The sequence below is a fragment of the Leisingera caerulea DSM 24564 genome, assembly GCF_000473325.1.
GTDB lineage: Bacteria > Pseudomonadota > Alphaproteobacteria > Rhodobacterales > Rhodobacteraceae > Leisingera > Leisingera caerulea.
Map to the genome: position 1 here is coordinate 147,977 of NZ_KI421513.1, position 24,877 is coordinate 172,853.

Annotated in this window: 27 protein-coding genes and 1 pseudogene; 14 read left to right on the forward strand and 14 right to left on the reverse strand. The window is 66.4% G+C overall.

Annotation, left to right across the window (positions count from 1 at the left end; all coding sequences use genetic code 11):
• Positions 1-29: 29 nt before the first annotated feature.
• The 3 genes from CAER_RS0107870 to CAER_RS27800 all read right to left on the reverse strand — a co-directional run bounded on the left by CAER_RS0107870 (position 30) and on the right by CAER_RS27800 (position 1,864).
• Entirely contained in the window at positions 30-530 is a 501-nt protein-coding gene (locus CAER_RS0107870; RefSeq protein ID WP_027234835.1) for a type III secretion system chaperone family protein, read from the reverse strand.
• Positions 531-856: 326 nt separating this feature from the next.
• On the reverse strand, positions 857-1,408 hold the full coding sequence (locus CAER_RS0107875) for a 2OG-Fe(II) oxygenase (protein WP_027234836.1): 552 nt from the start codon (positions 1,406-1,408) through the stop codon (positions 857-859).
• A gap of 207 nt (positions 1,409-1,615) precedes the next feature.
• The gene (locus CAER_RS27800; protein ID WP_036797158.1) at positions 1,616-1,864 is read right to left on the reverse strand and encodes an accessory factor UbiK family protein; all 249 of its coding nucleotides are present in this window, start codon (positions 1,862-1,864) and stop codon (positions 1,616-1,618) included.
• 97 nt (positions 1,865-1,961) lie between these two features.
• On the opposite strand from CAER_RS27800, the gene lgt reads away from it, so the two are divergent.
• From lgt to CAER_RS27805, 5 genes are all read left to right on the forward strand, one after another.
• Positions 1,962-2,861 (forward strand): prolipoprotein diacylglyceryl transferase, encoded by a 900-nt coding sequence (gene lgt, locus CAER_RS0107885; RefSeq protein WP_027234837.1) that lies wholly within the window; start codon positions 1,962-1,964, stop codon positions 2,859-2,861.
• A complete protein-coding gene (locus CAER_RS0107890; RefSeq protein ID WP_027234838.1) occupies positions 2,858-3,925 on the forward strand; it encodes a class I SAM-dependent methyltransferase in 1,068 nt (355 codons plus the stop codon). Before lgt ends, CAER_RS0107890 begins: the two co-directional genes overlap by 4 nt.
• Positions 3,922-4,677, forward strand: coding sequence for a peptidoglycan editing factor PgeF (gene pgeF, locus CAER_RS0107895; RefSeq protein WP_027234839.1), 756 nt, complete (start codon positions 3,922-3,924; stop codon positions 4,675-4,677). Before CAER_RS0107890 ends, pgeF begins: the two co-directional genes overlap by 4 nt.
• Positions 4,678-4,965: 288 nt before the next feature.
• Positions 4,966-5,088, forward strand: coding sequence for a hypothetical protein (locus tag CAER_RS30620; protein WP_259972033.1), 123 nt, complete (start codon positions 4,966-4,968; stop codon positions 5,086-5,088).
• A gap of 323 nt (positions 5,089-5,411) precedes the next feature.
• Complete coding sequence (locus CAER_RS27805) at positions 5,412-6,197, forward strand: Hint domain-containing protein (RefSeq protein WP_036797160.1); 786 nt, start codon at positions 5,412-5,414, stop codon at positions 6,195-6,197.
• Between the two features lie 45 nt (positions 6,198-6,242).
• Here CAER_RS27805 and CAER_RS0107910 read toward each other — a convergent pair whose 3' ends face one another.
• A complete protein-coding gene (locus CAER_RS0107910; protein ID WP_008557657.1) occupies positions 6,243-6,677 on the reverse strand; it encodes a CBS domain-containing protein in 435 nt (144 codons plus the stop codon).
• A 164-nt stretch (positions 6,678-6,841) separates the two neighbouring features.
• Positions 6,842-7,342, reverse strand: coding sequence for an Lrp/AsnC family transcriptional regulator (locus tag CAER_RS0107915; protein WP_027234840.1), 501 nt, complete (start codon positions 7,340-7,342; stop codon positions 6,842-6,844).
• Positions 7,343-7,581: 239 nt separating this feature from the next.
• Between CAER_RS0107915 and trxB the strand changes: the two genes are divergently transcribed.
• From trxB to CAER_RS27810, 5 genes are all read left to right on the forward strand, one after another.
• Positions 7,582-8,523: a thioredoxin-disulfide reductase gene (trxB, locus tag CAER_RS0107920; RefSeq protein ID WP_027234841.1), complete on the forward strand. Its 942-nt coding sequence runs from the start codon at positions 7,582-7,584 to the stop codon at positions 8,521-8,523.
• Between the two features lie 5 nt (positions 8,524-8,528).
• A complete protein-coding gene (locus tag CAER_RS0107925; RefSeq protein ID WP_027234842.1) occupies positions 8,529-8,867 on the forward strand; it encodes a ribonuclease E inhibitor RraB in 339 nt (112 codons plus the stop codon).
• Positions 8,868-8,948: 81 nt separating this feature from the next.
• Positions 8,949-10,628 carry an adenylate/guanylate cyclase domain-containing protein gene (locus CAER_RS0107930; protein WP_027234843.1) on the forward strand — a complete coding sequence of 560 codons (1,680 nt, stop codon included), beginning with the start codon at positions 8,949-8,951 and terminating at the stop codon, positions 10,626-10,628.
• 234 nt (positions 10,629-10,862) lie between these two features.
• Positions 10,863-12,938: a bifunctional sulfate adenylyltransferase/adenylylsulfate kinase gene (locus CAER_RS0107935; protein ID WP_027234844.1), complete on the forward strand. Its 2,076-nt coding sequence runs from the start codon at positions 10,863-10,865 to the stop codon at positions 12,936-12,938.
• A gap of 222 nt (positions 12,939-13,160) precedes the next feature.
• A complete protein-coding gene (locus CAER_RS27810) occupies positions 13,161-13,976 on the forward strand; it encodes a hypothetical protein (RefSeq protein ID WP_154667756.1) in 816 nt (271 codons plus the stop codon).
• A gap of 15 nt (positions 13,977-13,991) precedes the next feature.
• Here the strand turns inward: CAER_RS27810 and CAER_RS0107945 are convergent, their stop codons facing one another.
• From CAER_RS0107945 to CAER_RS0107955, 3 genes are all read right to left on the reverse strand, one after another.
• On the reverse strand, positions 13,992-14,876 hold the full coding sequence (locus tag CAER_RS0107945; RefSeq protein ID WP_027234845.1) for a PhzF family phenazine biosynthesis protein: 885 nt from the start codon (positions 14,874-14,876) through the stop codon (positions 13,992-13,994).
• 117 nt (positions 14,877-14,993) lie between these two features.
• Complete coding sequence (locus tag CAER_RS0107950) at positions 14,994-15,218, reverse strand: DUF1150 family protein (protein ID WP_027234846.1); 225 nt, start codon at positions 15,216-15,218, stop codon at positions 14,994-14,996.
• A gap of 5 nt (positions 15,219-15,223) precedes the next feature.
• Positions 15,224-15,637, reverse strand: a complete 414-nt coding sequence (locus tag CAER_RS0107955) for an Hsp20 family protein (RefSeq protein WP_027234847.1) — start codon at positions 15,635-15,637, stop codon at positions 15,224-15,226.
• Positions 15,638-15,818: 181 nt separating this feature from the next.
• On the opposite strand from CAER_RS0107955, the gene CAER_RS0107960 reads away from it, so the two are divergent.
• Both CAER_RS0107960 and CAER_RS0107965 read left to right on the forward strand, forming a co-directional pair.
• Entirely contained in the window at positions 15,819-16,043 is a 225-nt protein-coding gene (locus CAER_RS0107960; RefSeq protein WP_027234848.1) for a YdcH family protein, read from the forward strand.
• A 445-nt stretch (positions 16,044-16,488) separates the two neighbouring features.
• Complete coding sequence (locus tag CAER_RS0107965) at positions 16,489-17,772, forward strand: uracil-xanthine permease family protein (RefSeq protein WP_036797162.1); 1,284 nt, start codon at positions 16,489-16,491, stop codon at positions 17,770-17,772.
• 39 nt (positions 17,773-17,811) lie between these two features.
• Here the strand turns inward: CAER_RS0107965 and CAER_RS27815 are convergent, their stop codons facing one another.
• Positions 17,812-18,066: a DUF1272 domain-containing protein gene (locus CAER_RS27815; RefSeq protein WP_245597335.1), complete on the reverse strand. Its 255-nt coding sequence runs from the start codon at positions 18,064-18,066 to the stop codon at positions 17,812-17,814.
• Between the two features lie 16 nt (positions 18,067-18,082).
• Positions 18,083-18,346 (reverse strand): annotated as a pseudogene (locus CAER_RS30765) (hypothetical protein); the annotation flags it as partial.
• 62 nt (positions 18,347-18,408) lie between these two features.
• On the opposite strand from CAER_RS30765, the gene purE reads away from it, so the two are divergent.
• Together purE and CAER_RS0107980 are read left to right on the forward strand one after the other, a co-directional pair.
• Complete coding sequence (gene purE, locus CAER_RS0107975) at positions 18,409-18,897, forward strand: 5-(carboxyamino)imidazole ribonucleotide mutase (protein ID WP_027234850.1); 489 nt, start codon at positions 18,409-18,411, stop codon at positions 18,895-18,897.
• Positions 18,890-19,966, forward strand: a complete 1,077-nt coding sequence (locus tag CAER_RS0107980) for a 5-(carboxyamino)imidazole ribonucleotide synthase (protein ID WP_027234851.1) — start codon at positions 18,890-18,892, stop codon at positions 19,964-19,966. The genes purE and CAER_RS0107980 overlap by 8 nt, the downstream gene beginning before the upstream one ends.
• Before the next feature lie 172 nt (positions 19,967-20,138).
• On the opposite strand, the gene CAER_RS0107985 is transcribed toward CAER_RS0107980, so the two are convergent.
• The 4 genes from CAER_RS0107985 to groL form a co-directional block, all read right to left on the reverse strand.
• Positions 20,139-21,287 (reverse strand): alpha-D-ribose 1-methylphosphonate 5-triphosphate diphosphatase, encoded by a 1,149-nt coding sequence (locus CAER_RS0107985; protein WP_027234852.1) that lies wholly within the window; start codon positions 21,285-21,287, stop codon positions 20,139-20,141.
• A complete protein-coding gene (locus tag CAER_RS0107990; protein WP_027234853.1) occupies positions 21,284-22,060 on the reverse strand; it encodes an alpha/beta fold hydrolase in 777 nt (258 codons plus the stop codon). Before CAER_RS0107990 ends, CAER_RS0107985 begins: the two co-directional genes overlap by 4 nt.
• 45 nt (positions 22,061-22,105) lie before the next feature.
• Positions 22,106-22,963: a DMT family transporter gene (locus tag CAER_RS0107995; RefSeq protein ID WP_027234854.1), complete on the reverse strand. Its 858-nt coding sequence runs from the start codon at positions 22,961-22,963 to the stop codon at positions 22,106-22,108.
• Between the two features lie 259 nt (positions 22,964-23,222).
• Complete coding sequence (gene groL, locus CAER_RS0108000) at positions 23,223-24,875, reverse strand: chaperonin GroEL (protein WP_027234855.1); 1,653 nt, start codon at positions 24,873-24,875, stop codon at positions 23,223-23,225.
• Between the last annotated feature and the right edge of the window lie 2 nt (positions 24,876-24,877).

Below are 24,877 nucleotides of genomic sequence, written 5' to 3' on the forward strand. Positions count from 1 at the left end.
TCCCCTAAATCTCAGGTTCAGGGAAAGGTTTACGCCCGCCCGTAAGCCTCTGCAATGGCGACCTGCATCGCCTCCTGCGGGCTGCGCTTGCCCCAGACCGCCAGCTGGATCGCCGGATAGTAGCGCTCCGCATTGGCGACGGCTGCGTTCAGCATCGCGTCGATCTGCTGCGGGCTGGCCATCTGGCCGCCGGACAGCATCAGCCCGTAGCGGAACAGCATCAGCTTGTGGTCCGCCCAATAGGTAAAGGAGCCTTCCCAGCACTGGTCGTTCATCTGGTTGATCAGCTCATACAGCCGCGGCAGCTCCGCCTCCGGCGGCTCCATCTCAAAGCTGCAGACCAGCCGCAGGCATTCCTCATAGCCCGACCAGGCCAGCGTCAGCGAATAGGTGCGCCACTGCCCTTCGACCGACATAGCGATCTGGTCATCGCCAACCCGGTCAAAGTCCCAGTCATGGTGCGACGCCAAGGTCTCGACGATGTCAATGGGATGGATGTCTTCTTCCAGGTGAAGCTCGGATAGTGCCATGATGCCACCTCTCAATATTGCCCGGCTTACCGGGCAAAGAGCGCCCAATAGCTAGGTTTTTCTGCTATGGGCCGGGGATGCATCCCCGCTCCCATACTATATATGGTGGGGCTGAATTTATGATCTGGCAACCCTTTATTTGGGGATATCTGCAATAACTTGTGGATGAACTATCCACAGCCCCCTAAATGCCGGCGGGACAGCTGTGGGCCAGTCAGCCTCTTATGACTGGCAGATATCACCCGGACCACCCATATCTTGCGGTGCTGCGAAAGGCGCCGGGCGGCAGCAGGCCGGGCGGCGTGCCTGTCAAGCTGGCCGAAGGCTCAGCGGAACGCGGGCCCGTGCGCCCAGACCGTCAGCGACTTGCGCGTGCCGCGGGTGACCGGCGTCACCTGGTGCAGCAGAAAGCTGGGAAACACCGTGCAGCTGCCCTGCCCCCGGCTGGCGGTGATCACATGGGCGCCCGGCATGATCTCCAGCGCGCCGCCGTCATAGGACCCGGGCTTGCTCAGCTGCACCACCAGCGTCAGCTTGCGCTTGCCCGCCACCGGCCCGTCGCCGATGTCGGAGTGCCAGGCGAAATGCCCGCCCTCCTCCGCGCCATAGCTGGCGGTCTGCGGGCTTTCGGCAAACTCGCGCAGGTCAAAGCCGAAGCGTTCCCTGTTGGCCCGCCGCACCAACGAAATCAGCCGGTCCATCACCCAGCTGGTGCCGGGCACATCGTCCAGCCACACCACGCTGGCCCGGCGCAGGTTGTGGTCGCGGGTCTGCCCCACCAGCCGCGCCTCGCTGTCCGGCGCCTCCTCTGTCTTGCGGATGATCTCCGCGCATTCCTGGGTGCTGAACGCATTGGGCACCGAATAGACCGCAACCATGCCAGACTCCTTTTCAAGCGGCAGAGGCAGCATGCACCAGACCGTGCCGCCGCCGCTGCGCGGATTTCGACCGGGCGGGCGGAAAGCGACCTGTATATTTGCACGGCAGCCATGCACAGGCTGCAACAGCAAAGCCCGCCGCAGATCACTCCGCAGCGGGCCTCAATTCAGCACGGGGCGCGGGCAGCCTGCCCGCCGGTCCAAGGCTCAGGCCTTGTCTTTCGCCTCCAGCGCGTCCAGCCGCGCCTTCAGCGCCTCGTTCTCCTCGCGCGCCTTCTGGGCCATCGCCCGGACCGCGTCGAATTCCTCGCGGGTGACAAAGTCACGGTCGGCCAGCCAGCGGTCGATCATGCTCTTCATCGCGGTCTCGGCTTCGTCCTTGGCGCCCTGGGCCACGCCCATCGCATTGGTCATCAGCTGCGAAATATCGTCCAGGATCTTGTTGCGGGTCTGCATGTTCTTCTCCGTCTCAAGGTTGTCCCCTATATGGGCAAGCAAAGCCGCGGCGGCAAGCCGTTGACTTCCCTTAACCCGCAAAGGCATTCAGTCGCACATGCAGGCCTTGATCCAATTCCCCGACCTTTCGCCCGAGATTTTCTCAATCGCCATCGGCAGCTTCGAATTTGCCCTGCGCTGGTACGCGCTGGCCTATATCGCCGGCATCGTCATTGCCTGGCGCCTTGCGGTGGCCGCGCTGCGCCGCCCCGCGCTGTGGCCCGCGCACCAGCCGCCGATGCGCCCCGAACAGGTGGAGGATCTGCTGACCTGGATCATCCTCGGGGTGATCCTGGGCGGGCGCCTGGGGTTCGTGCTGTTCTACCAGCCGGCCTATTACCTGGCCAACCCGGCGGAGATCCTGAAGATCTGGCAGGGCGGCATGGCCTTTCACGGCGGGCTGATCGGCGTGGTGCTGGCCACCCTGATTTTTGCCGCGCGCCACAACATCCCGAAACTGCAGATCTCCGACCTGGTCGCCCACACGGTGCCGCCGGGGCTGCTCCTGGGACGGCTCGCGAATTTCATCAATGCAGAGCTGTGGGGCCGCCCGACGGACCTGCCCTGGGGCGTCGCCTTCCCCGGCCAGGCGGCGCAGGATTGCGGCCAGGCACTGGGTGAGCTCTGCGCCCGCCACCCCTCCCAGCTCTATGAAGCCATTCTGGAAGGGCTGATCCTCGGCGCGCTGCTGCTGTACCTCGCCTGGCGGCGGGGCGCCTTCCACAGCCCGGGCCGCCTGCTGGGGGTGTTCCTGGCGGGCTACGGCCTGGCCCGGTTCCTGGTCGAATTTGTCCGCCAGCCGGATGCGCAGTTCGTCACCCCCGGCAACCCGCTGGGGCTGGCCTGGCACATCGGCGGCATCGGCCTGACCCAGGGCCAGGCGCTGTCGCTGCCGATGATAGCGATCGGCCTTTATTTCCTGATCCGCGCCCGCCACACCGCCCGGAGCCCCGCATGAGCCTGATGGATCACCTCACCGCGCGCATCCAGACGGACGGCCCGATGTCCGTCGCGGACTACATGGGCGACTGCCTGCTGCACCCGCAGTACGGCTATTACACCACCCGCGACCCGCTGGGCGCCCAGGGCGATTTCACCACCGCGCCGGAAATCAGCCAGATGTTCGGCGAGCTGCTGGGCCTTGCCCTGGCGCAAAGCTGGCTGGATCAGGGATCGCCCGCCCCCTTCACCCTGGCCGAGCTTGGCCCCGGCCGCGGCACCCTGATGGCGGACCTGCTGCGCGCCACCCGCGGCGTGCCCGGCTTCCACACCGCCATGCAGATCCGCCTGATCGAGGCCTCCCCCGCCCTGCGCGCAGCCCAGGCCAAGGCGCTGCAGGGCTATGCGCCCGAATGGCTGGACAGCGCCGCGGACCTGCCCGATCAGCCGCTGTTCCTGATCGCCAATGAGTTCTTCGACGCCCTGCCCATCCGCCAGTTCCTCCGCGCGGGCGGCGGCTGGAGCGAAAAGCGCATCGGCCTTAAGGACGGCGCGCTCAGCTTCGGCCGCACGCCGCCCGCGCCGCAGCCCGCGCTGGACCACCGGCTGGCGGACACCCGCGACGGCGATCTGGTCGAACTGTGCGAACCCGCAGGCCCCGTCACCGCGGCCATCGCCACCCGAATCGCCTCTCATGGCGGCGCCGCGCTGATCGTGGATTACGGCGACTGGCGGGCGCTGGGGGACACCCTGCAGGCCTTGCGCGCGCATGAACCCGCCGACCCGCTGCAAACGCCGGGAGAGGCCGACCTCACCGCCCATGTGGATTTCGAGGCACTGGCCATGGCCGCAAAAACCAACGGTTGCGCCTTCACCCGCCTTACGCCCCAAGGGGTATTCCTCGAACGGCTCGGCATCACCGACCGCGCCCGCGCCCTCGCCGCGCCGCTGCAGGGCGAAGGTCTGGAAACCCTGATCGCCGCACATCGGCGGTTGACGCATCCGGAGGAAATGGGAAACCTGTTCAAAGTGCTCGGCCTCTATCCTTCGCAGGCCGCTCCTCCGCCGGGATTGAACACATGACGCTTGAAATTCTCACGTCCGATCTGCTTGGCCCGGTGCGGCACGGGTTCTTCACCCGCAGGGGCGGCGCGTCCTCGGGCATCTACAAGGGGCTGAACTGCGGCCTCGGCTCCACCGATCAGCGCGAGGCGGTCAAGATCAACCGGGCCCGCGCGGCGGCAGCGATGGACGTGCCGGCAGACCATCTGAGCGCGGTGCACCAGGTCCACAGCGCCGATGTGGCCGTCATCACCGAACCCTCGCAGGACCGCCCGCACGCCGATGCGATGGTGACCAATGTGCCCGGCCTGGCGCTGTCGATTCTGACCGCCGACTGCCAGCCGGTGCTGTTTTCCGACCCCGAAGCGGGGGTCATCGGCGCCGCCCATGCGGGCTGGCGCGGCACCCTGGACGGGGTGCTGGAAGCCACTCTGGAAGCCATGGAGGGCCTCGGCGCGCGGCGCGAAAACACCGCCGCGGTGATCGGCCCGACGATCTCTCAGCGCGCCTATGAAGTGGGGCCGGAGTTCTTTGAGGACTTCATGATGCAGGACGAGGCCTACGCCCGTTTCTTTGCCAATGGCGACGGCGGCCGCTACCTGTTCGACCTGCCGGGCCTGGGCCTGCACAAGCTGCGCCAGGCTGGCGCCGGTGCTGCGGAATGGACCCGCCACTGCACCTATTCGGATCCGGAGAAGTTCTACTCCTACCGCCGCGCCACCCACGCGAAGGAGGCCGACTACGGCCGCCTGATCTCCTGCATCCGGCTTTAACAGCCCGTTAACCAGGCGGATTGCGGCAGATTTTTTGAAATTTTGCCGCAATTGCCGTCACCCGCCGCGCCGGACGCCCCTGCCACGCGGAATTTTCCGAACAAAACCAGCCCCCTGCCCCGGTTTCCCGGCCCCGCACCCGGTCGCCGGGGCGGCTCCAGCGGCGTCAAAATTGCCCCGCGCAGGTCATAATTGCGGCGCAATGATTACCCATAAAGAGATCACAAAAGCATAACCAGCCGCCGCCCCTCCGAAGGGCGGTGCCGCCGGGCGAAGGACAGACCGACCATGAAGATGAACAAGCGTTTCATTGCCTCCATTATCCGCTCCGCCAGCAGCGAACCCGTGGTTCTGCCATGGGCCGCCGCGCGCCGGCCTGACGGCCAGGCGCCCAAGCGGAAACAGGTTTAACGCCGGGGACGGGTGCCTTGGCGGCGGTTCACACTGGCGCATCCGCGCCAGCCCGTGGCCGCCGCCGGGGCACCCAGCCGGTCTGGCACACACCACGCCAGCTTTGACGCTTCCTCAGCCGAATCATCCAGCCCCGGACCCGGCCAGCCGCCGGGTCCCGTGCGCAGCGGCTTCAGACCGGCCAGACGTTAACCAGTTTGCTTCAGATTTTTTGACAATTCGAATTAATTCCCGCCAAATCAAGACACACATATCGTTCAAGCGCGTCTGTGTTGCCGGTGGGGGCCGATGCAAACGGGCAGTTTGAAAGGAGAGGTCCGCATATGACCATCCCCCAGTCGCTGCAAAGGGCTGCAGCCAACGCCGTCGAAGCCACCGCATTCCTGCAGGACCCGGCCGTCCTGCGCGCGGCCAACAAGCCGCAGCTGCGCCGCTATGAGGTCTGCAGCCTGCTGCCTGGCGGCGGCATCTCGGAAACCCGCCACATCGCCCCGGCGCTGCCGCTGTTCGAGGATGCCTTCTGCGCGTTTTCCCGCGGCTCGCTGGTGGAAACCGCCAGCGGCCCGGTCGCGGTCGAGGATCTGCTGCCCGGCGACGATATCCTGACCAGCGGCGGCGGCAGCCAGCCGCTGGTGTGGATCGGCCGCACCAGCCTGCTGCCGGCCCGGTCCGGCACCCGCGGCCGCAGCCACCGCCTCACCAGCTTCATGGCCGACAGCCTGGGCCTGCAGAAACCGGCCTCCAGCCTGGTGGCCGGCCCCGCCGCCCGGCTGCTGCGCACGCCGCCGCATCTGCAGGGCAGCGGCAAGGGCCCGCTGCTGACGCCCGCTGCCGAGTTTCAGGACGGGATGAGCATCTTTGAAACCGCGCCGCCGACGCCGGTGGACATGTACCACCTGTGCCTGCCGCGCCATGCGGTGATCAATGCCGGCGGGCTGGAGTTTGAATCCTACCACCCCGGCCCGGACGCGCTGAAGCTGGCCAGTTATGCCATCAAAACCTTGTTTTTGAACATGTTCCCCCACGCAGACAGCATCAGGGACTTTGGCCCGCTGGCCTATCCCCGCGCCGACTGCCAGGGCGGCAGCGCGGGCGGTCCCCTTCTGTGACCGCCCTGCCGGCGGCCTGACCGCCGCCGCCGCAGGGGCTGAGGCTCAGTTCATGCCGCGCACATAGCGCACCAGCTGGCTGGCATTGAACTGCTCCTCGTCGATGATGCTTTTCATCAGGTCGCCGATCGAGACGATCCCGGCCAGCTCGCCGTCCTTCAGCACCGGCAGATGGCGGACATGCTTTTCCACCATCACCGCCATGCAGGCCTCGGCGCTCTGCCCCGGCTCGACGCCGTAGAAATCCGTCGCCATCACATCGGCAAGCGGCGTCGTCGGAGAGGTTTTGCCAGCCAGGAACACCTTGCGGGTATAATGCCGCTCGGTGAAGATCCCGGCAAGTTTGCCGCCGGACATCACCAGCACGGAGCCCACGTCCTCCTCCGCCATCAGCTTCAAGGCGTCGACCACCATGGCCTCCGGCGGAAGCGTGTGCAGGGTGCCGCCCTTGGCATCAAGAATTTGCTGAACAGTTGCCATCGTTACACCTCCAGTCGGCGGAACAACGACCGGGTCAAACCGATCAAAAGGCATGCCCCGCCCTACCAGCATCCGGGGTTTCCCCCTCGCGTCAATGACTTGGATCAAGTGGCCCGGGCGCCGCCCCGGAAAAGGCCGCCGCGGGCGGGCGCCGCGGCGCTGGCTCAGGCCTCGCGGGCCAGCCGCTCCTCCAGCACCTCAAACGGCACGCCCGGCTCATCCTTGGCGCCGCGGATCACCAGCGAGGTCTTGACGCTGGCCACGTTCGGCGTGGTCAGCAGCTCGCTGGTCAGGAAGCTTTGAAAGGTGCTGAGATCCGGAGAGACGCATTTCAGGATGAAATCCACTTCGCCGTTCAGCATGTGGCACTCGCGCACCAGGGGCCAGCTGCGGCACTTCTCCTCAAAGGCGCTCAGCTCCACCTCGGCCTGGCTCTCCAGCCCCACCATGGCAAAGACCTGCACCTCGAACCCCAGCTCGCGGGCGTTCACATCCGCATGATAGCCGTGAATCAGCCCGGCCTCCTCCAGCGCCCGCACCCGGCGCAAACACGGCGGCGCCGAGATGCCGACCCGCTTGGCCAGCTCGACATTGGTCATCCGCCCATCGGCCTGAAGCTCCGACAAAATCTTGCGATCAATCGGATCTAGACGGGTTGTGACCATGCCGGAAACTCCTGTGAATTTTGCGTTTCTTATAGCACCGCCGCCGGGCCGCGCAATAATCTTTCATCACCGCGCAATATTCTTTGCACTCCGAAGGTGCAAGCCGCAATCCCGGGCGGCATCCGCAAATCTGCATCCCGCGGCATGCAAAGGCTGGGGGTTTAAGCCAGCGGGTCCTGCCGCTATATGCAATTCCTGACGGCGGCAAGCCCGCCATGCTGCTTACGTAAGGGACGAACATGAGCGAGACGCGCCACACCAAGGTTCTGATCATCGGCTCCGGGCCTGCCGGTTATACCGCGGGGGTCTATGCCTCCCGCGCCATGCTGGAGCCCATCCTGGTCCAGGGCATTGAGCCCGGCGGCCAGCTGACCACCACCACCGAGGTGGAGAACTGGCCCGGCGACACCGAGGTCCAGGGCCCCGACCTGATGGTGCGGATGCAGGAGCATGCCCAGGCGATGGGCTGCGAGATCATCGGCGACTACATCACTTCGCTCGACACCTCCCAGCGTCCCTTCGTGGCCAAGGCCGACAGCGGCACCACCTTCACTGCCGATGCGGTGATCCTGGCCACCGGCGCCCGCGCCAAATGGCTGGGCCTGGAGAGCGAAGAAAAGTTCAAGGGCTTCGGCGTCTCCGCCTGCGCCACCTGCGACGGCTTCTTTTACCGCGGCCAGGAGATCGTGGTGATCGGCGGCGGCAACACCGCGGTCGAGGAGGCGCTGTTCCTCACCAACTTCGCCTCCAAGGTGACCCTGATCCACCGCCGCGACGAGCTGCGCGCCGAAAAGATCCTGCAGGACCGCCTGATGAAGAACGACAAGATCGAAACCCTGTGGTTCCACACCCTCGAAGAGGTCGTGGGCACCGACAACCCGCTGGGGGTCGAGGGCGTCGTGGTCAAGAACGTGCAAACAGGCGAGCTGAAGGAAATCCCGTGCAAGGGCGTCTTCGTCGCCATCGGCCACGCGCCGGCCAACGAGCTGGTCAAGGACGTGCTGGAGCTGCACAACGGCGGCTATGTCAAGGTCAAGCCCGGCTCCACCGAAACCTCGATCCCCGGCATCTATGCCGCCGGCGACCTGACCGACCACAAGTACCGCCAGGCGGTCACTTCGGCCGGCATGGGCTGCATGGCGGCGCTTGACGCCGAACGCTTCCTGGCAGAGCAGGAATAACCGGGATGCCGCATGATTTCACCGCGCAACGGGCTGAAACCGTTGCGGCATTCAACGATTTGCAGGCCGAACACGGCCTGCCGGAGGCGGCGGACGTGGATTATTTCTTCGTCCCCGCCCGCGACGGTGCCGACTGGCGCAAGCTGGCCGAAGAGCTGAGCCGCGAGGGCTACCTCTGCAGCTGGGTCAGCGGAAAAGACGCCGGGGGCGGCAGCCCGTATCTGGCCGCCACCCTGCCGGATCAGATCATCTCTGCCACCGGCATCTGGATCGGCGAGGAAGTCGCCACCCGCGCCGCCCTCTCCCACGGCTTCGCCCCCGACGGCTGGGGCCTGGAGGGCTGAGCGCGCCCCAACCCCGGCATTGACCCCAGGCCCCTGCCCCCGCAGTCTGCCCTCAGCTGACCGCAGGACAGGAGGAGCGGAGTGGCAAGCGCGCTCTGGCAGGGCAACTGGATCACCCGCACCCGGATCATCACCGGGCTGGTGCTGTTCACCTATGCCTTCTTCCACTTCATCAACATCGGCCTCGGCCTGCTGTCGCCAGACTGGATGGAGTCGTTTCAGGACGTCCGCCAGCTGATCACCCGCAGCTTCCTGGGCGGGCTCATCCTCTATACTGCGCTGATCCTGCATGCCGGGCTGGCGCTGTGGAGCCTGGCCCGCCGCCGCACATTGAAAATGCGCCCGGGCGCGGCGCTGCAGTTCCTGCTCGGCTTCCTGATCCCGCTGCAGCTGCTCAGCCATCTGGCCTTCACCCGCTATTCGCATGAAATCTACGGCGTCAACGACGAGATGGCCTATGTGATTGTGCTGATGTGGGCCTCGCCCGAGGCCTGGCAGCAAAGCGCGCTGCTGCTGGCGGTGTGGATCCACGGCTGCATCGGCCTGCACTACTGGCTGCGGCTGACCCGCTGGTGGCGGCAGCTGATCCCCTGGATGGCGGGGCTGGCGGTGCTGATCCCCGGCTTCGCCCTGGCCGGCTTCCTGACCGAAGGCCGCCGCATCCACGGCCTGTTCGTGGAGGGCAGCCAGCGCCCGGCGCTGATGGAGGCGTTCAACTGGCCCAGCCGCGAGGTTTTTGCCGAGCTGTTCCTGACCGACAGCCGCTGGTTCACGGCCTTCCTGATCCTGCTGGGGCTGGCGGCGGCGGCGCATGTGCTGAACCGGCTGCTGCGGCGGCGCCGGGCGGTGCGCATCCGCTATGCCTTCGGGCCTGAAATCCGCGCCGAGCGCGGCCTGACCCTGCTGGAGATGTCCCAGGCCAACGGCATCCACCACACGTCCCTGTGCGGCGGCAAAGGCCGCTGCACCACCTGCCGGGTGGTGGTGGACGAAGGCGCCGACACCCTGCCGCCGCCCGCCCCGCCCGAGGCCCGCAGCCTGGCCCGCGTCAAGGCGCCCGCCAACATGCGGCTGGCCTGCCAGATCCGCCCCCAGGCGCCGCTCACCGTCACCCGCATGTTCCGCCCCGACGGCCGCAAGGGCCGCGCCCATGCCAGCCAGGGCAGCGAACAGCAGCTGGCCATCCTGTTCCTCGACATGCGCGGCTTCACCGCCCGCACCGCCGGCCAGCTGCCCTATGACGTGGTGTTCCTGCTCAACCGCTTCTTCGACGCCATCGTGCCCGCGATCGTGGCGGCCGGCGGCACCGTCGACAAATACCTCGGCGACGGGCTGCTGGCACTGTTCGAAGCGCAGACACCCGCCCGCTCCGCCCGCGCAGCCCTTGATGCCGCCACCGCCATCGGCACCGCGCTGCAGGACTTCAACGCGCAGCTGGCAGCGGACGGCGAGCCGGCAATCCGCATCGGCATCGGCCTGCATCTGGGCGAACTGGTGCTGGGCGAGATCGGCAGCGCCGGCCATGCGCCGCGCACCATCATCGGCGGCAGTGTCAACACCGCCAGCCGCCTGGAGGCCCAGACCAAGGAGCTGGGAATCGAACTGCTGATTTCCGCCCGCGTGCTGCAGGCCGCCGGATACGGTCTGGACGGGTTTGCCCTGCGGGAATTCCGGCTCCGGGGCGTTGCCGAGCCGCTGGCCGCCCTGCCGGTGGAGCATGCCGCCGCCCTGCCGCGGCTGCTGGCCAAAGAACAGGGTTAAGCCCGCGACGGGGCAGCGGGAACGCCCGTTTCCGGCTGGCGCCCGTCTCCGGCACCGCATTCCGGCGGACACGCCTTAGGGGAACTTTCTGCCGCGCACCCGGATGCGTTGCAGCAAAACAACGCAGCAAAAAATCGCCAATCCGAGGCAATTCCCCCTTTGATTCCCGGCCGAACCATGCAATGCGTTCACGCGTGAACACACTTTGACCCCACGCCCTGGACCCGCTGCGCCGTGCCTGAGACCCTGACCACATCCACCCCGGACGAGCAAGACCTGCTCTTCCGCCTCCTGCGCCAGCTTGATGCGGCGCCGGATGCGTCGCAGCGGGCCACCGCCGCGGCGCTGGGGATTTCGCTGGGCCGGCTCAACACCCTGCTGCGGTCCGCGGCAGAGGGCGGCCTGATCACCGTCAGCGCCCGCCCCGGCCCCGACAAGCGGCAGCGGTTCGCCTATTCGCTGACCACCCGGGGCGCGGCGGAAAAAGTGCGTCTCACCGATCAATTCCTCGCCCGCAAGCTCGCAGAATACAACGCGCTGCATGCGGAACTCACCGGCTCCGCAAGCGGCCTCCCCCCTCTCAAACACAGGACTCATCCTATGCAAAGCAACCTGGCTCCCATCCCAGAGCTCTATGTTTCCTATGAAAGCGCGCAGAAACTGAAGGTCGAAGCGGCCGATCTGGTCAGCTGGGACCTGACACCGCGCCAGATCTGTGACCTGGAACTCTTGATGAACGGCGGCTTCAACCCGCTCAAGGGCTTCCTGTCCCAGGCCGATTACGACGGCGTTGTCGAAAACATGCGCCTGACCGACGGCACCCTGTGGCCGATGCCGATCAACCTGGATGTCTCCGAAGACTTCGCGTCCAAGCTGGAAGCGGGCCAGGACATTGCCCTGCGCGACCAGGAAGGCGTGATCCTCGCCACCATGACCGTCACCGACAACTGGGTGCCGAACAAGGCGCGCGAAGCGGAAAAGGTCTTTGGCGCCGATGACGACGCCCACCCGGCGGTGAACTACCTGCACAACCAGGCCGGCAAGGTCTATCTGGGCGGTCCCGTGACCGGCATCCAGCAGCCCGTCCACTATGACTTCCGCGGCCGCCGCGACACCCCGAACGAGCTGCGCGCCTACTTCCGCAAGCTGGGCTGGAACAAGGTTGTTGCCTTCCAGACCCGCAACCCGCTGCACCGCGCCCACCAGGAACTGACCTTCCGCGCCGCGCGCGAAGCCCAGGCCAACCTGCTGATCCACCCGGTTGTCGGCATGACCAAGCCGGGCGACGTCGACCACTTCACCCGCGTGCGCTGCTACGAGGCGGTTCTGGACAAGTATCCGGCGGCCACCACCACCATGTCGCTGCTGAACCTGGCGATGCGCATGGCCGGCCCGCGCGAGGCGGTCTGGCACGGCCTGATCCGCAAGAACCACGGCTGCACCCACTTCATCGTCGGCCGCGACCACGCAGGCCCGGGCAAGAACTCCGCAGGCGAAGACTTCTACGGCCCCTACGACGCGCAGGAGCTGTTCCGCGCCTATGAAGAGGAAATCGGCCTGAAAATGGTGGACTTCAAGCACATGGTCTATGTGCAGGAGCGCGCCCAGTACGAGCCGAACGACGAGATCGAAGACCGCGATAACGTCACCATCCTGAACATCTCCGGCACCGAACTGCGCCGCCGCCTGGCCGAGGGCCTGGAAATCCCCGAGTGGTTCTCCTTCCCCGAGGTGGTCGCCGAGCTGCGCAAAACCAAGCCGCCGCGCGCCGAGCAGGGCTTCACCGTGTTCTTCACCGGCTTCTCCGGCTCCGGCAAATCCACCATTGCGAACGCTCTGATGGTCAAGCTGATGGAAATGGGCGGCCGCCCGGTCACCCTGCTGGATGGCGACATCGTGCGTAAGAACCTGTCGAGCGAGCTGGGCTTCTCGAAAGAGCACCGCGACCTCAACATCCGCCGCATCGGCTATGTCGCGTCCGAGATCACCAAGAACGGCGGCATCGCCATCTGCGCCCCGATCGCGCCCTATGCCACCACCCGCCGCGCCGTGCGCGAGGACGTGGAACAGTTCGGTGCCTTCGTCGAAGTGCACGTTGCCACCTCGATCGAGGAATGCGAGCGCCGCGACCGCAAGGGCCTGTATAAGCTGGCCCGCGAAGGCAAGATCAAGGAGTTCACCGGCATCTCCGACCCCTACGACGTTCCGCAGAACGCCGAGCTGGTGGTCGAGACCGAGAACGTCGACGTCGACAACTGCGCCCACCAGGTGCTGCTCAAGCTGGAAAGCATGGGCCTGATCAAGGCCTGAGCCTGACGGCAGTGTGAGAAACATGAACGGCCCGCCAATCGGCGGGCCGTTTTCTGTTTGGCACCCCAAAGCCCCTGAACCGGCGCACCGCCCCGTCTTCGCCGTGGTCAAAAAGGCAACGGTCCTGCTCGGATGCGCACAGCCCTGCGCCGGAATACTTCCCGCATCGGCGGAAAACCGCTAATCATCCCGCAAAAATACAGAATTGCAGGCGGATTTCAGGTGCGTGTCGTTTCTCTTTGGATCGGTGAAGAGCTGCCGCTGCTGACGCAGCTGGCCGTCATGTCCTGGCAGCGCCACACCTGCGGCGTGGATCTTTATGTCACCGACCCCGCCTGCCCGCCCCGCGGCGTGCCGCCCGGCGTCTGCCTGAAGCCGGCCGGGGAGGTGCTGCCGCTGGACACGCTGGAGCGCCTGAAACCCTTGATCCGCACCCGCTACAGCCCGCGGCAGGAGCGGCTCAGCTACTCCGACATTTTCCGGATCGCGCTTCAGAAACAGGGCCTCGGGTTCTGGCTGGATACCGACGTCATCCTGTTCCAGGACTTCCAGCCGGACCCGGCCCAAGCCTGGTTTGCCTTCGACGGCAAGGCCACCGTGGGCTATTCGGCGCTGTATTTCCCGCCCGACGACCCCTTTGTCGGCGACTTCCTCATGGTGCTTGACCATCCTGAGCTGTGGCCGGACTGGCTCGGCTTCAAACGGCGGGTGGTTAAGCCCGCGCTGCTGCGCGCGCTTGGCCGGAAATTCCGCGCAACCGATCTCGGCATGACCGTCTATGGCAACGAGGCGATGGTGCGCATCCTCAAGCGGCAGAACCGGTTCGGGGAGGCCAAGCCAATGAAATCAATGTACTATCTTCCGGGCGCCAGCTGTGATTTCTACGACCCGGCGCACACCCGGGCGCTGCTGGGGCAGCCCGATATCATCGGCCTTCATGTGCACCAAAAAGGCCCCTCCACGCAGCCGCCACGCTGCGGCAGCGCGTTTGACCTGACCCTGCGCGAATACGGCCTGGCAGCCGCGCAAACCGCCTGAGGCCGCCGCCAGCGGTCACAGCGCTGCGGGCAGGTCCACCGTTCCGCGCATCAGCACAAACCCCTCGCCCGCAACGCGCACGCCTTCAATCGCCTCCGCCGTGCCAACCCGTGCAACCCGCGCCTGGCCGGGGCGGCCCAGCCCGTGGCCCTGCTCCGCAGTGAACTCCGCTTTCTGCATCAGCCCGTGATGCCACAGATAAGACGCCATCGCCCCGGTGGCGGACCCGGTGAACGGATCCTCCGGCGGGCTGGGCGGCGCCATCAGGAGGCGGGAGAAGGTGTCGCCCGCCGCCGTCGCCCCCTCCAGCGTCACCAGAAACGGCTCCATCATGTCAATGCCATCGGCGCCCAGCGATGCGCCCAAGGCAGCCAGCGCCTCCAGGTTCAGCTCCGCCGCCTCCAGCGCCGCCCTGTCGCGCAGCACGGTGACGCAGAACGGCAGCCCGGTGGACACCTTCTGCGGCCGCCCGGCAATGGCCTCCACCGGCAGCGACACCGCCGCCGCCACCAGTTCCGGATCGGCAAAGGGGCCGAACTCCGGCGCCACCTGGGTCATTTCGATCAGATCGCCGTCCAGCCTGACCGGCACGATCCCCGCCCCGGTTTCCAGCGTGATGCTATCGCCCTGAAACAGCCCGCGGTCCCGCATCGCCGCCACCGTGGCAATGGTCGGATGGCCGGCAAAGGGGATTTCGCGGCTGGCCAGAAAATAGCGCACCTTCACATCCGCCACTTCCGACGGGCCGGTGAAGGTGCATTCCACCAGCGAGGTCTCCCGCACATATGCGGTGCAGACCGCCTCCGGCAGATGCGCGCCGCCATGCACCACCGCGCAGCCGTTGCCGCCAAAGGCCCGGTCCGAAAACGCATCCACCCAGTCGAAGTCGCAGCGCACCATGACCGCCCTCCCAGCTTTCAGAAAATCAAAAAGGCGGGCACATGCCCGCCTTTCGCATCATCAAAGCCCGCCGCCGGATGTCAATCCGCTGGCCTTGCACTTGTGCGTGCTCTGGACTTAATGCACCGCGACCGGTGTCATGTCGTTCTGGCGCGCCAGCACAAAGGCCAGCTGCCGGTCGGCCACCAGCGCCAGCTGGCCGCCCTCGGCGTCGTGCACCGCGTAAAGCTGCTCACGCCCGCCGGCGTTCGCCTGCACGTCCTTGGGGAGATCTGCCACCGCAACCGCCTTCACATAGACGGTCCGGTTGCCGGCCTCCTTGAAGTCAAACGGTGTATGCATTGCTCTTACCCCTTCTTGATGTTGATCGTCTGAACCACGGTTTCGGGCCGGGAACGGGTCAGGTCCACATGCAGCAGCCCGTTTTCCATCACCGCCTCGCCCACTTCGACGCCATCGGCCAGCACAAACATGCGCTGGAACTGGCGCGCCGCGATGCCGCGGTGCAGGAACACCCGCCCCTCGCTGTCGTCGTTCTGGCGGCCGCGGATCACCAGCTGGCGGTCCTCGACGGTGATCGCCAGGTCTTCCTCGGCGAAACCGGCAACGGCCAGGGTGATACGGTAGGAAAAATCAGAGGTCTGTTCGATATTATACGGCGGATAGCCTTCGTTGCCCGATTTGGCCGAGCGCTCCAGGAGGCGTTCCAGCTGCTCGAACCCCAGCATATGCGGGTAGGAGCCCAAGGTAAGTTTCGACACTTTAATCGTCCTTTTTGCCAAAGCGACGGATGCTTGCGGCCCCGCTCCCGGCAGCCGCCTGCACAGGAATATGGGAAGTTCCTGCTGGATTCACAAGAGCATGTGCTCATAGGTCTAGCGGAAAAGCAGTTAAGGAAGTATCTTCAGCCTTACTTCATTCATCAGCTTTACTGAGTCGCCCATGAATGCACCCACAGATGTGTCGATGAAGACGGATGAGGTCCTCAGGGTTGAGCTCGAGGTTTTCCGCAGGCAGCACCGCGATCTGGACGAAGCGATTACCGCGCTGGAAGAGCGTGGCACCGCCGACCAGCTGACCATCCGCCGCCTGAAGAAGCAAAAGCTCACCCTCAAGGACAAGATCGCCTTGATCGAAGACCGGCTGACCCCGGATATTATCGCCTGACGCCGCGCCGGCAGGACCGGCCGCGCACAGTGCCTGTTGCCCGGGGCCGAAACCGCCCGGGGTCCCGCTGCAGAAAGCCGCGTTTCTTCACACCTTAAGCGCTCCCGCCCCCTGGCAGTGCAGCCAAGCTGCCCAGCCAGGTGTTGGGCGCAGCAGCGCGCCTGGCGGCGCGCTGCGCTCCCGCCCGCCCGCCTGCCGGGGCGCCCGGCGGCGTGTTCAGCGGCGCGTTCAGCACACGCCGCATCCGCAGGCGGCGGCATCAGGCCTGCGCAAGCCGGGACCCGCGGCCCGGCTGACCCGCAGCAGGCAGCCGGCCGGGTCCGGAGTCTCCGCCTTAACGGATGGTCAAACAGGCAATTACCCGCTAGGAGCAGCCCGATTGTCTCCGGCGGCTTCATTGCGAAGCCTTCGGAAGCAAGCCTCTAAACAAGAAACGAGCGAGACAATGACCGCTGCGAGGGAACAGATCCCGGCGTCTGAGATGCAGGCTGCCGGTTACAAATTCACACTGAAACAGGCGCTGACCGGGGCGCAAATGCTCTTTGTCGCCTTTGGCGCGCTGGTGCTGGTGCCGCTGCTGACGGGCCTCGACCCCAGCGTGGCGCTGTTTACCGCGGGGCTTGGGACGCTGATCTTCCAGATCGTGACCCGCGGCCAGGTGCCGGTGTTCCTGGCGTCCTCCTTCGCCTTCATTGCCCCCATCATCTATGGCGTGCAGACCTGGGGCATGGCGGCCACCACCGGCGGGCTGGCTGCCGCGGGCCTGCTTTATGTCGCCCTCAGCTTTGCCATCCGCGCCTTCGGCTCCGGCTTCCTGCACCGGCTGCTGCCGCCGGTGGTGGTCGGCCCCGTCATCATGGTGATCGGCCTGTCGCTGGCGCCGGTCGCGGTCAACATGGCGACCGGCCTGGCAGGCGACACCCAGGTGATGCCGCGCAACACTGCGCTGCTGCTGGCTGCGGTTTCGCTCGGCACCACCATGCTGACGGCGATCCTGGGCCGCGGCATCATGCGCATCGTGCCGATCCTGGCGGGCGTCGCCGCCGGCTGCACTGCCGCGCTGATCCTGGGCGCCGTGACCGGGCAAAGCCTGATCAGCACCGCCGCCATCGCAGACGCCCCCTGGTTCAAGGTGCCGGGCTTTGTCGCGCCCGAATTCAACCTCGCCGCCATCCTGTTCATCCTGCCGGTCGCCATCGCCCCCGCGATTGAGCATTTCGGCGACATCCTGGCGATCTCCAACGTGACCAAGCGCGACTATATGGAAAAGCCCGGCATCCAGAACACAATGCTGGGCGACGGTCTTGCCACTGCCGCCGCGGGCCTCTTGGGCGGTCCGCCCAACACCACCTATTCCGAGGTCACCGGCGCCGTGACGCTCACCCGCGCCTTCAACCCGGCGATCATGACCTGGGCGGCAATCTTCGCCATCGCGCTGTCCTTTGCGGGCAAGCTCTCCGGCGCGCTGTCGGCAATCCCGATGCCGGTGATGGGCGGCATCATGATCCTTCTGTTCGGCATGGTCACCGTGGTCGGCCTGAGCGTGCTGGCCAAACTGGGCGAAGCGCTGACCGAGGCGCGCAACATGGTGATCATCTCCACCGTGCTGATCATCGGCCTGGGCGGCCTGACGCTGGAATTCGGCGAAGGCTTCACGCTGGCGGGCATCGGCCTCTCCGGCGTTGCGGGCCTGCTCTTGAACCTGATCCTGCCGAAACAGCGGGACTGATCCTGAACCGGGACGGAGCCGCCAAACCGGCGGCTCCCCTCACCGTTCCTCCGGCTCCAAATGCCGGATGCGCGCCACATGCGCGGCAATCTCTTCCCGGCTGAACTTCGAATGCACCCGGCGGGTTGAGGCCGGGTCCTTCTCCAGCCCCAGAGCCAATTCCGGCCGCCAGGCTTGTTTCGGCCGGATGGGGCGCGGTGCAAAGCCGCCGCCGCAGGTTGGGCAGACATTGTGCAGCACCTGCTCCACGCACGCCGCGCAATAGGTGCACTCCGTATGTGCAGATCCGGGCATCCGCAGCCTCCGGCGGCAGGTCCTTGTCGCACAATTCGCAATTGGGGCGCAGTTCCAGCATCAAACCCTCCCTGATCCAGCCGCAACCCTGCCCCGGTTCTCTGTGCCCCGCAAGCCCCGCCACTGGCGCCCGCGCTGCGCGCCCGCGCGGCGCCACGCCCAACCGCGGGGGCGGTGCAGCTCCGCTGCATCCCGCGCGGGCGGGAGCCCTCCCCTGCGGCATAGCGCCAGCCCCCGGAAAACAGGGTAAATCCTGCCCGTTTTCCCGCCCAACCCACATTGCGAAAACCGCCACTTTCCCTATAGTGCGCGCTCCACAAGCCGCGACAGGAGCCACCAGCCATGGGTGACATCAAAGTAGGCATCATCATGGGCAGCCAATCCGACTGGCCCACCATGAAGGAAGCCGCCAATATCCTCGATGAACTGGGCGTAGCCTATGAGGCCAAGATCGTCTCCGCCCACCGCACCCCGGACCGGCTGTGGAGCTATGGCAAGAGCGCGGCGGAGCGCGGCCTGCAGGTGATCATCGCAGGCGCCGGGGGTGCGGCCCACCTGCCCGGCATGGTCGCCTCCAAGACCCGCGTTCCTGTTGTGGGCGTGCCGGTCCAGACCCGCGCCCTGTCGGGTGTCGACTCGCTCTACTCCATCGTGCAGATGCCCAAGGGCTTCCCGGTTGCCACCATGGCGATCGGCGCCGCCGGCGCCGCCAACGCAGGCCTGATGGCCGCGGGTATCCTGGCGCTGCAGGACGCAGACCTGGCCCAGCGCCTGGACGACTGGCGCGATGCACTCTCCGCCTCCATCCCCGAGGAACCCTCCGATGACTGACGTGCTCGCCCCCGGCTCCACCATCGGCATCCTCGGCGGCGGCCAGCTGGGCCGGATGCTCTCGGTCGCGGCTTCCCGCCTCGGTTTCAAGACCCATATCTTTGAACCGGGCGCCAACCCGCCGGCAGGCCATGTCGCCGACAAGGTGACCACCGCGGGCTACGAGGACGCCGAGGCGCTCGCCGCCTTCGCGGCTTCCGTCGACGTGATCACCTATGAGTTCGAAAACATCCCGACCTCCGCGCTGGACCTCCTGGAATCGCAAAAGCCGATCCGCCCGGGCCGCGAGGCGCTGCGGATCAGCCAGGACCGGCTGACGGAAAAGAGCTTCCTGCAGGACCTCGGCCTGCAAACAGCACCCTTTGCCGACATCACTGATCAGGCCAGCCTGGACGCCGCGCTGTCCGAGATCGGCGCGCCCTCGATCCTGAAGACCCGCCGCTTCGGCTATGACGGCAAGGGCCAGGCCCGCATCAAGTCGGCTGACGACGCAGGCGAAGCGCTCGCTTCCATGGCAGGCGCGCCGTCGATCCTCGAAGGCTTTGTCAATTTCAGCCACGAGGTCTCGGTCATCGCCGCCCGCGGCGTGAGCGGCGAGATTGCCTGTTTCGACCCCGGCGAGAACGTCCACCGCGACGGCATCCTGCACACCACCACCGTGCCTGCAAAGCTGAGCACAGGCCAGCGCATGGACGCGGTGCTGATGGCGGGTAAGATCCTGAACGCGCTGGAATATGTCGGCGTCCTCGGCGTCGAACTCTTCGTCACGCCCCAGGGCCTGATCGTCAACGAGATCGCCCCGCGCGTCCACAATTCCGGCCATTGGACCCAGAACGGCTGCACTGTCGACCAGTTCGAACAGCACATCCGCGCGGTGGCCGGCTGGCCCCTGGGCGACGGCCAGCGCCACTCCGACGTGGTGATGGAAAACCTGATCGGCGATGACGTGGACCGCATCCCCGAACTGGCAAAAGAGGCCGGCTGCGCCCTCCACCTCTATGGCAAGGCGGAGGCCAAACCGGGCCGCAAGATGGGCCATGTGAACCGGGTGGTGAAGGCGGAAGGCTGATCCCCGTCCGGGCAGGTGGGGCTCTGCCCCCGGACCCATTCTCAACTTGGGGCTCTGCCCCAAACCCCGGGATATTTGCGGCCAGAAGAAGCAGGCGGATCCGTGAAAGCGGCCCCGCCGGTTTCACGCGCCGCAAAGAGGGCCATCCGGCCTGATGCGCGGCGCCGCTCCGCTAGGCCAGGAAGCGGCCCGCCACTTCCCCGGCCATATAGCTGACCCGCCCGCCGGAAATCGTCGCCGCGACCCGCTGAGTTGCCTTGTCCAGCACCAGGATATCGGCGCGCTTGCCTGCCGTCAGCGTTCCGCGGTCTGTGAGGCCCAGCATTTGCGCAGGCCCATCCGACACCAGCCGCCACGCGCCCGCCAGATCCAGCAGGCCGGAGCGCTCCAGCATCAGCGCTGCACGGCGCGGGCTGGGGTAGTGGTAGTCGGATGCCAGCGCATCGCACAGCCCCATAGCGATCAGCTCGACAGCGGAGGCATTGCCCTTGTGCGAGCCGCCCCGCACCACATTGGGGGAGCCGAGGATCACCGGATCGCCCGCCGTGCGCGCGGCCTCTGCCGCCTCCAGTGTTTCAGGGAACTCGGCAATCCGCGCGCCGCGTTCGCGCCAGACAGCGCGGTTCTCAGCAGTCTGGTCGTCATGGCTGCCCAGCCGCACATCCAACGCAACCAGTTCGCGGCACAGCGCATCCAGCCTGCCCGGCACCTCATCGCGGCGGGCGTGCATGTCCTTCAACATCTGCCAGTGAACCTCCGGGTTGCGCCCCGCCTTCAGCGCCTGCCCGGTCAGCCGCGGCGGCTTCTTGCCCGCCGCCAGCCGCTCATGCGGCAGGTGGTCGTTGAACACCACATACGGCACCTGCCAGCCCGCCACTTTCGCAGCCAGCCCGGCGTAATCCTCCAGCATGTGGATCTCAAACCGGAGCTGCGGCAGCAGATCGGTCACCACGGAGCCGCGCACCGCCTTGATCGCCTCAAACACCTGCGCCGCAAACTCAGGCCCGCGCAAGCCCCCTTCCCAGGAGTAGAACTGCGCCAGCACCGCGGTGGTGATCCCGTTGGCGGCCAGCTCCGCCTCTGCGGCAACCACGCCCTCGGCCATCTGCTTCATTGCGCCGCGGCGCGGTGCCAGGTGGCGCTCAAACCCGTCGCCATGCACGTCCACGATCCCCGGCAGCACCAGATAGCCGGAGAGGTCCACCGCCCGCCCCGCCGGCGCCGCGGCCACCCGCCCCTCTGCAATGGCGATCTCACCGCCGCGCTCCAGCCCGCCGGGGCGCAGCACGTCACCGCCCTGCAGAATCAATTCCAACGTCATTTCTCTGCCTCTTCACAGCCGCCGTTCAGCTGGCAGGCCTCGCCGATGATCTCTTCCACTGCCGCCATCCAGGTGAGAGACGGCTCAAACCGCCCTTCCTCCAGAAAGTGCAGCGCCTGCGCCATCACCTGCGGGTTGTTCATCATGTAGGTGTGGGTGACCGGCAGCGTCAGATGCGCGGCCATGCCGTCCACCTTCGTGCTGTCCACTGAAACCTTGCCGTCATCCGCGCCCGGGATCAGCGAGGAGAACAGCGGGTTCAGCGTCTCATTGCCCGCAATCACCCCCAGCTCAAAATCCACCGGCGGCAGGCGGTTCGGCAGGCTCTCTGCCCCGGTGCCCAGCTGCAGGCCGGCAGGCCCGTTCAGCAGGCCGAACACCTCCCAGTCGCCCAGCTCATCCACCAGCTCGCTGCCCTGGTTCGGCGGCCCCATCATCACCACCCGGCCCAGGTTCTGCGGGCGGTTGTCCTGCAGCCAGTACCGCAGCAGGATGCCGCCCATCGAGTGGCTGACCACATGGGTTGTCTCCCCGCCGCAGGCGGCAAAGGCCTCCGGCAAAGTCTCCTCCGCCAGCACCTGGATGGTCTCCTCGGTGGAGGCATATCCGGGCCGCACCACGCCGTATCCGCGCGACTGCAGCACTTCCTCCATCACCGCGAACGAGGTCTCGGTGCGTGCCAGCCCATGCAGCAGGATCACGCAATCCGCCGCCGCAGGCAGCGGCATCAGCGCCGCAGCGGCGGCCGCAAAATATTTCAGAACATCACCCATGCGCCCCAGATAAGCGCAAGCCGCGGCACAGGGAAGCCCCCTCGCCTATTTGGCCGCCTGCGCCTTGCGGCCGGGCGCCTGAAGCACCACCAGCGCAATGCCGCCCAGCACCGCCGCGCTGCCAAAGACCAGCCGCAGGGTGATCGTCTCGCCCAGCAGCACAGCCCCCGCCAGGATGGCAATCACCGGCACGCTCAGCTGCACCGTCGCCGCCACCGCGGGCAGGATCTGCGGCAGCAAGCGGTACCACAGCGCGTACCCCATGCCGGAGGTCACCGCCCCCGACAGCACCGCCAGCACCGCGCCATAAAGGCTGACCGTGCTGCCGCCCAGCCACAGGGCAACCGGTAGGAACATCGCCGTCGACCACAGGAAATTCACCGCCGTCGCCGCCAGCGGCTGCGCCGCGCCGCGCCCCAGTATGCTGTAGATGCCCCAGCCCAGCCCCGCCGCCGCCATCAGCAGCGACGCGCCCAGGGGCGCCGTGCCGGAGCCGTCGGGCCAGACCACATAGGCCAGCCCCAGAAAGGCCAGCACCGCCCCCGCCATCTGGCCGCCGCTGGCCGGAGCGCCGCGCACCGCACCCCACAGGAACATCGACACTTGCACAACGCCGAACAGCACCAGCGCGCCAAGCCCCGCGTCAAGCTGCTGATAGGCCAGCGAAAACCCCGCGATATAAAGCGTCAGCGCCGCCCCGCCCCCCAGGCTCATCCGCAGGCCCTGGCGCACCGCCAGACCCTGCGCCTGACACAGAAGCACAAGCATCGCCGCGCCGGAGGCCAGCCGCAGCAGGCCAAAGCTGCCCGCATCCATATGCCCGCCCCCGATCGCCAGGCGGCTGAGGATGGAGTTCGCGGCAAAGGCGATCATGGTGAGCGAGACAAGAAGAAACAGGCGCATGGCAAAGGGCTAGCCTGCCCGGCGGCGCAGGGCCAGTGGAATCTCAGCGGCCCGGCTTCAAGCCCCCCCACCCTTTCACCTTTGCGCAAATACTCCCGCCGGAGGCAGGCCCGCGCCGCGGGCCATCCCCCGTCAAAATGAAAAGGGGCCGCCTTGATAGGCAGCCCCGAATCTTGCAGTCATCAGCGGCGGGCTTCCGGCAGATTGGCCTGTACGGCCAATCGCCTTTCGCCCATCCCAAATCCCAAGGGATTTGTGATTACATCATGCCGCCCATGCCGCCCATGCCGCCCATGTCGGGCATGCCGCCGGCTGCGCCTGCGCCTTCTTTGGCGGGCTTGTCGGCCACCATCGCTTCGGTGGTGATCAGCAGACCAGCAACCGAGGATGCGTCTTCCAGCGCGGTGCGGGTCACCTTGGCCGGGTCGATCACGCCGAAGGAGAACATGTCGCCATATTCACCGGTCTGCGCGTTGTAGCCAAAGGCGCTGTCCGCGGATTCGCGGATCTTGCCGGCCACCACGGCGCCGTCGACGCCTGCGTTCTCGGCGATCTGGCGCAGCGGCGCTTCGATGGCCTTGCGGACGATGTTGATGCCTGCGTTCTGGTCAGCATTGGCGCCTTCCAGGCCTTCCAGGCCTTTGCCGGCCTGCACCAGGGCAACACCGCCGCCGACGATCACGCCTTCCTGCACGGCTGCGCGGGTCGCGTTCAGAGCATCGTCCACACGGTCCTTGCGCTCTTTCACTTCGACTTCGGTCATGCCGCCGACACGGATCACGGCCACACCGCCTGCCAGTTTGGCAACGCGTTCCTGCAGCTTCTCGCGGTCGTAGTCAGAGGTGGTTTCCTCGATCTGGGTGCGGATCTGGGCAACGCGTGCTTCGATCTCAGCCTTCTCGCCAGCGCCGTCGACGATGGTGGTTTCGTCTTTGGTGATGGTGACTTTCTTGGCGGTGCCCAGCATGTCCATGGTGACGGACTCGAGCTTCATGCCCAGATCTTCGGAGATCACCTGGCCGCCGGTCAGGATCGCGATGTCCTGCAGCATGGCCTTGCGGCGGTCGCCGAAGCCCGGTGCCTTGACGGCTGCGATTTTCAGGCCGCCGCGCAGCTTGTTGACAACCAGGGTTGCCAGCGCTTCGCCTTCGACGTCCTCAGCGATGATCAGCAGCGGCTTCTGCGACTGGATGACCTGCTCCAGCAGCGGAACCATCGGCTGCAGCGAAGACAGTTTCTTCTCGTGCAGCAGGATCATGCAGTCTTCCAGATCCGCGACCATCTTGTCGGCGTTGGTGACGAAGTAGGGCGACAGGTAGCCGCGGTCGAACTGCATGCCCTCGACCACGTCGGTCTCGGTTTCCATGCCTTTGTTCTCTTCGACAGTGATGACGCCTTCGTTGCCGACTTTCTGCATCGCGTCAGCGATCTGGCGGCCGATTTCAGCTTCGCCGTTGGCGGAGATGGTGCCAACCTGCGCAACCTCGTCGGAGTCTTTCACTTCGCGGGCCATGTCTTTGATGCCCTGAACAACCTTGGAGGTCGCCAGGTCGATGCCGCGCTTCAGGTCCATCGGGTTCAGGCCGGCAGCAACCTGCTTCAGGCCTTCTTTAACGATGGCCTGGGCCAGAACGGTTGCGGTGGTGGTGCCGTCGCCGGCTTCGTCGTTGGTGCGGGAAGCAACTTCCTTCACCATCTGGGCGCCCATGTTCTCGAACTTGTCTTCCAGTTCGATTTCCTTGGCAACCGACACACCGTCCTTGGTGATGCGCGGCGCGCCGAAGGATTTGTCCAGAACCACGTTGCGGCCTTTGGGGCCCAGGGTCACTTTCACGGCGTCGGCCAGAATGTTGACGCCCTTCAGCATGCGGTTGCGGGCATCGGTGTCGAATTTGACGTCCTTAGCAGCCATTT

Excerpts from the sequence above, each read along its gene's own strand:
- CAER_RS0107870 (WP_027234835.1), bottom strand. The coding sequence starts at position 530 with ATGGCACTATCCGAGCTTCACCTGGAAGAAGACATCCATCCCATTGAC.
- CAER_RS0107875 (WP_027234836.1), bottom strand. The coding sequence starts at position 1,408 with ATGGTTGCGGTCTATTCGGTGCCCAATGCGTTCAGCACCCAGGAATGC.
- CAER_RS27800 (WP_036797158.1), bottom strand. The coding sequence starts at position 1,864 with ATGCAGACCCGCAACAAGATCCTGGACGATATTTCGCAGCTGATGACC.
- lgt (WP_027234837.1), top strand. The coding sequence starts at position 1,962 with ATGCAGGCCTTGATCCAATTCCCCGACCTTTCGCCCGAGATTTTCTCA.
- CAER_RS0107890 (WP_027234838.1), top strand. The coding sequence starts at position 2,858 with ATGAGCCTGATGGATCACCTCACCGCGCGCATCCAGACGGACGGCCCG.
- pgeF (WP_027234839.1), top strand. The coding sequence starts at position 3,922 with ATGACGCTTGAAATTCTCACGTCCGATCTGCTTGGCCCGGTGCGGCAC.
- CAER_RS30620 (WP_259972033.1), top strand. The coding sequence starts at position 4,966 with ATGAAGATGAACAAGCGTTTCATTGCCTCCATTATCCGCTCCGCCAGC.
- CAER_RS27805 (WP_036797160.1), top strand. The coding sequence starts at position 5,412 with ATGACCATCCCCCAGTCGCTGCAAAGGGCTGCAGCCAACGCCGTCGAA.
- CAER_RS0107910 (WP_008557657.1), bottom strand. The coding sequence starts at position 6,677 with ATGGCAACTGTTCAGCAAATTCTTGATGCCAAGGGCGGCACCCTGCAC.
- CAER_RS0107915 (WP_027234840.1), bottom strand. The coding sequence starts at position 7,342 with ATGGTCACAACCCGTCTAGATCCGATTGATCGCAAGATTTTGTCGGAG.
- trxB (WP_027234841.1), top strand. The coding sequence starts at position 7,582 with ATGAGCGAGACGCGCCACACCAAGGTTCTGATCATCGGCTCCGGGCCT.
- CAER_RS0107925 (WP_027234842.1), top strand. The coding sequence starts at position 8,529 with ATGCCGCATGATTTCACCGCGCAACGGGCTGAAACCGTTGCGGCATTC.
- CAER_RS0107945 (WP_027234845.1), bottom strand. The coding sequence starts at position 14,876 with ATGGTGCGCTGCGACTTCGACTGGGTGGATGCGTTTTCGGACCGGGCC.
- CAER_RS0107950 (WP_027234846.1), bottom strand. The coding sequence starts at position 15,218 with ATGCATACACCGTTTGACTTCAAGGAGGCCGGCAACCGGACCGTCTAT.
- CAER_RS0107960 (WP_027234848.1), top strand. The coding sequence starts at position 15,819 with ATGAATGCACCCACAGATGTGTCGATGAAGACGGATGAGGTCCTCAGG.
- CAER_RS0107965 (WP_036797162.1), top strand. The coding sequence starts at position 16,489 with ATGACCGCTGCGAGGGAACAGATCCCGGCGTCTGAGATGCAGGCTGCC.
- CAER_RS27815 (WP_245597335.1), bottom strand. The coding sequence starts at position 18,066 with ATGCCCGGATCTGCACATACGGAGTGCACCTATTGCGCGGCGTGCGTG.
- purE (WP_027234850.1), top strand. The coding sequence starts at position 18,409 with ATGGGTGACATCAAAGTAGGCATCATCATGGGCAGCCAATCCGACTGG.
- CAER_RS0107980 (WP_027234851.1), top strand. The coding sequence starts at position 18,890 with ATGACTGACGTGCTCGCCCCCGGCTCCACCATCGGCATCCTCGGCGGC.
- CAER_RS0107985 (WP_027234852.1), bottom strand. The coding sequence starts at position 21,287 with ATGACGTTGGAATTGATTCTGCAGGGCGGTGACGTGCTGCGCCCCGGC.
- CAER_RS0107990 (WP_027234853.1), bottom strand. The coding sequence starts at position 22,060 with ATGGGTGATGTTCTGAAATATTTTGCGGCCGCCGCTGCGGCGCTGATG.
- CAER_RS0107995 (WP_027234854.1), bottom strand. The coding sequence starts at position 22,963 with ATGCGCCTGTTTCTTCTTGTCTCGCTCACCATGATCGCCTTTGCCGCG.
- groL (WP_027234855.1), bottom strand. The coding sequence starts at position 24,875 with ATGGCTGCTAAGGACGTCAAATTCGACACCGATGCCCGCAACCGCATG.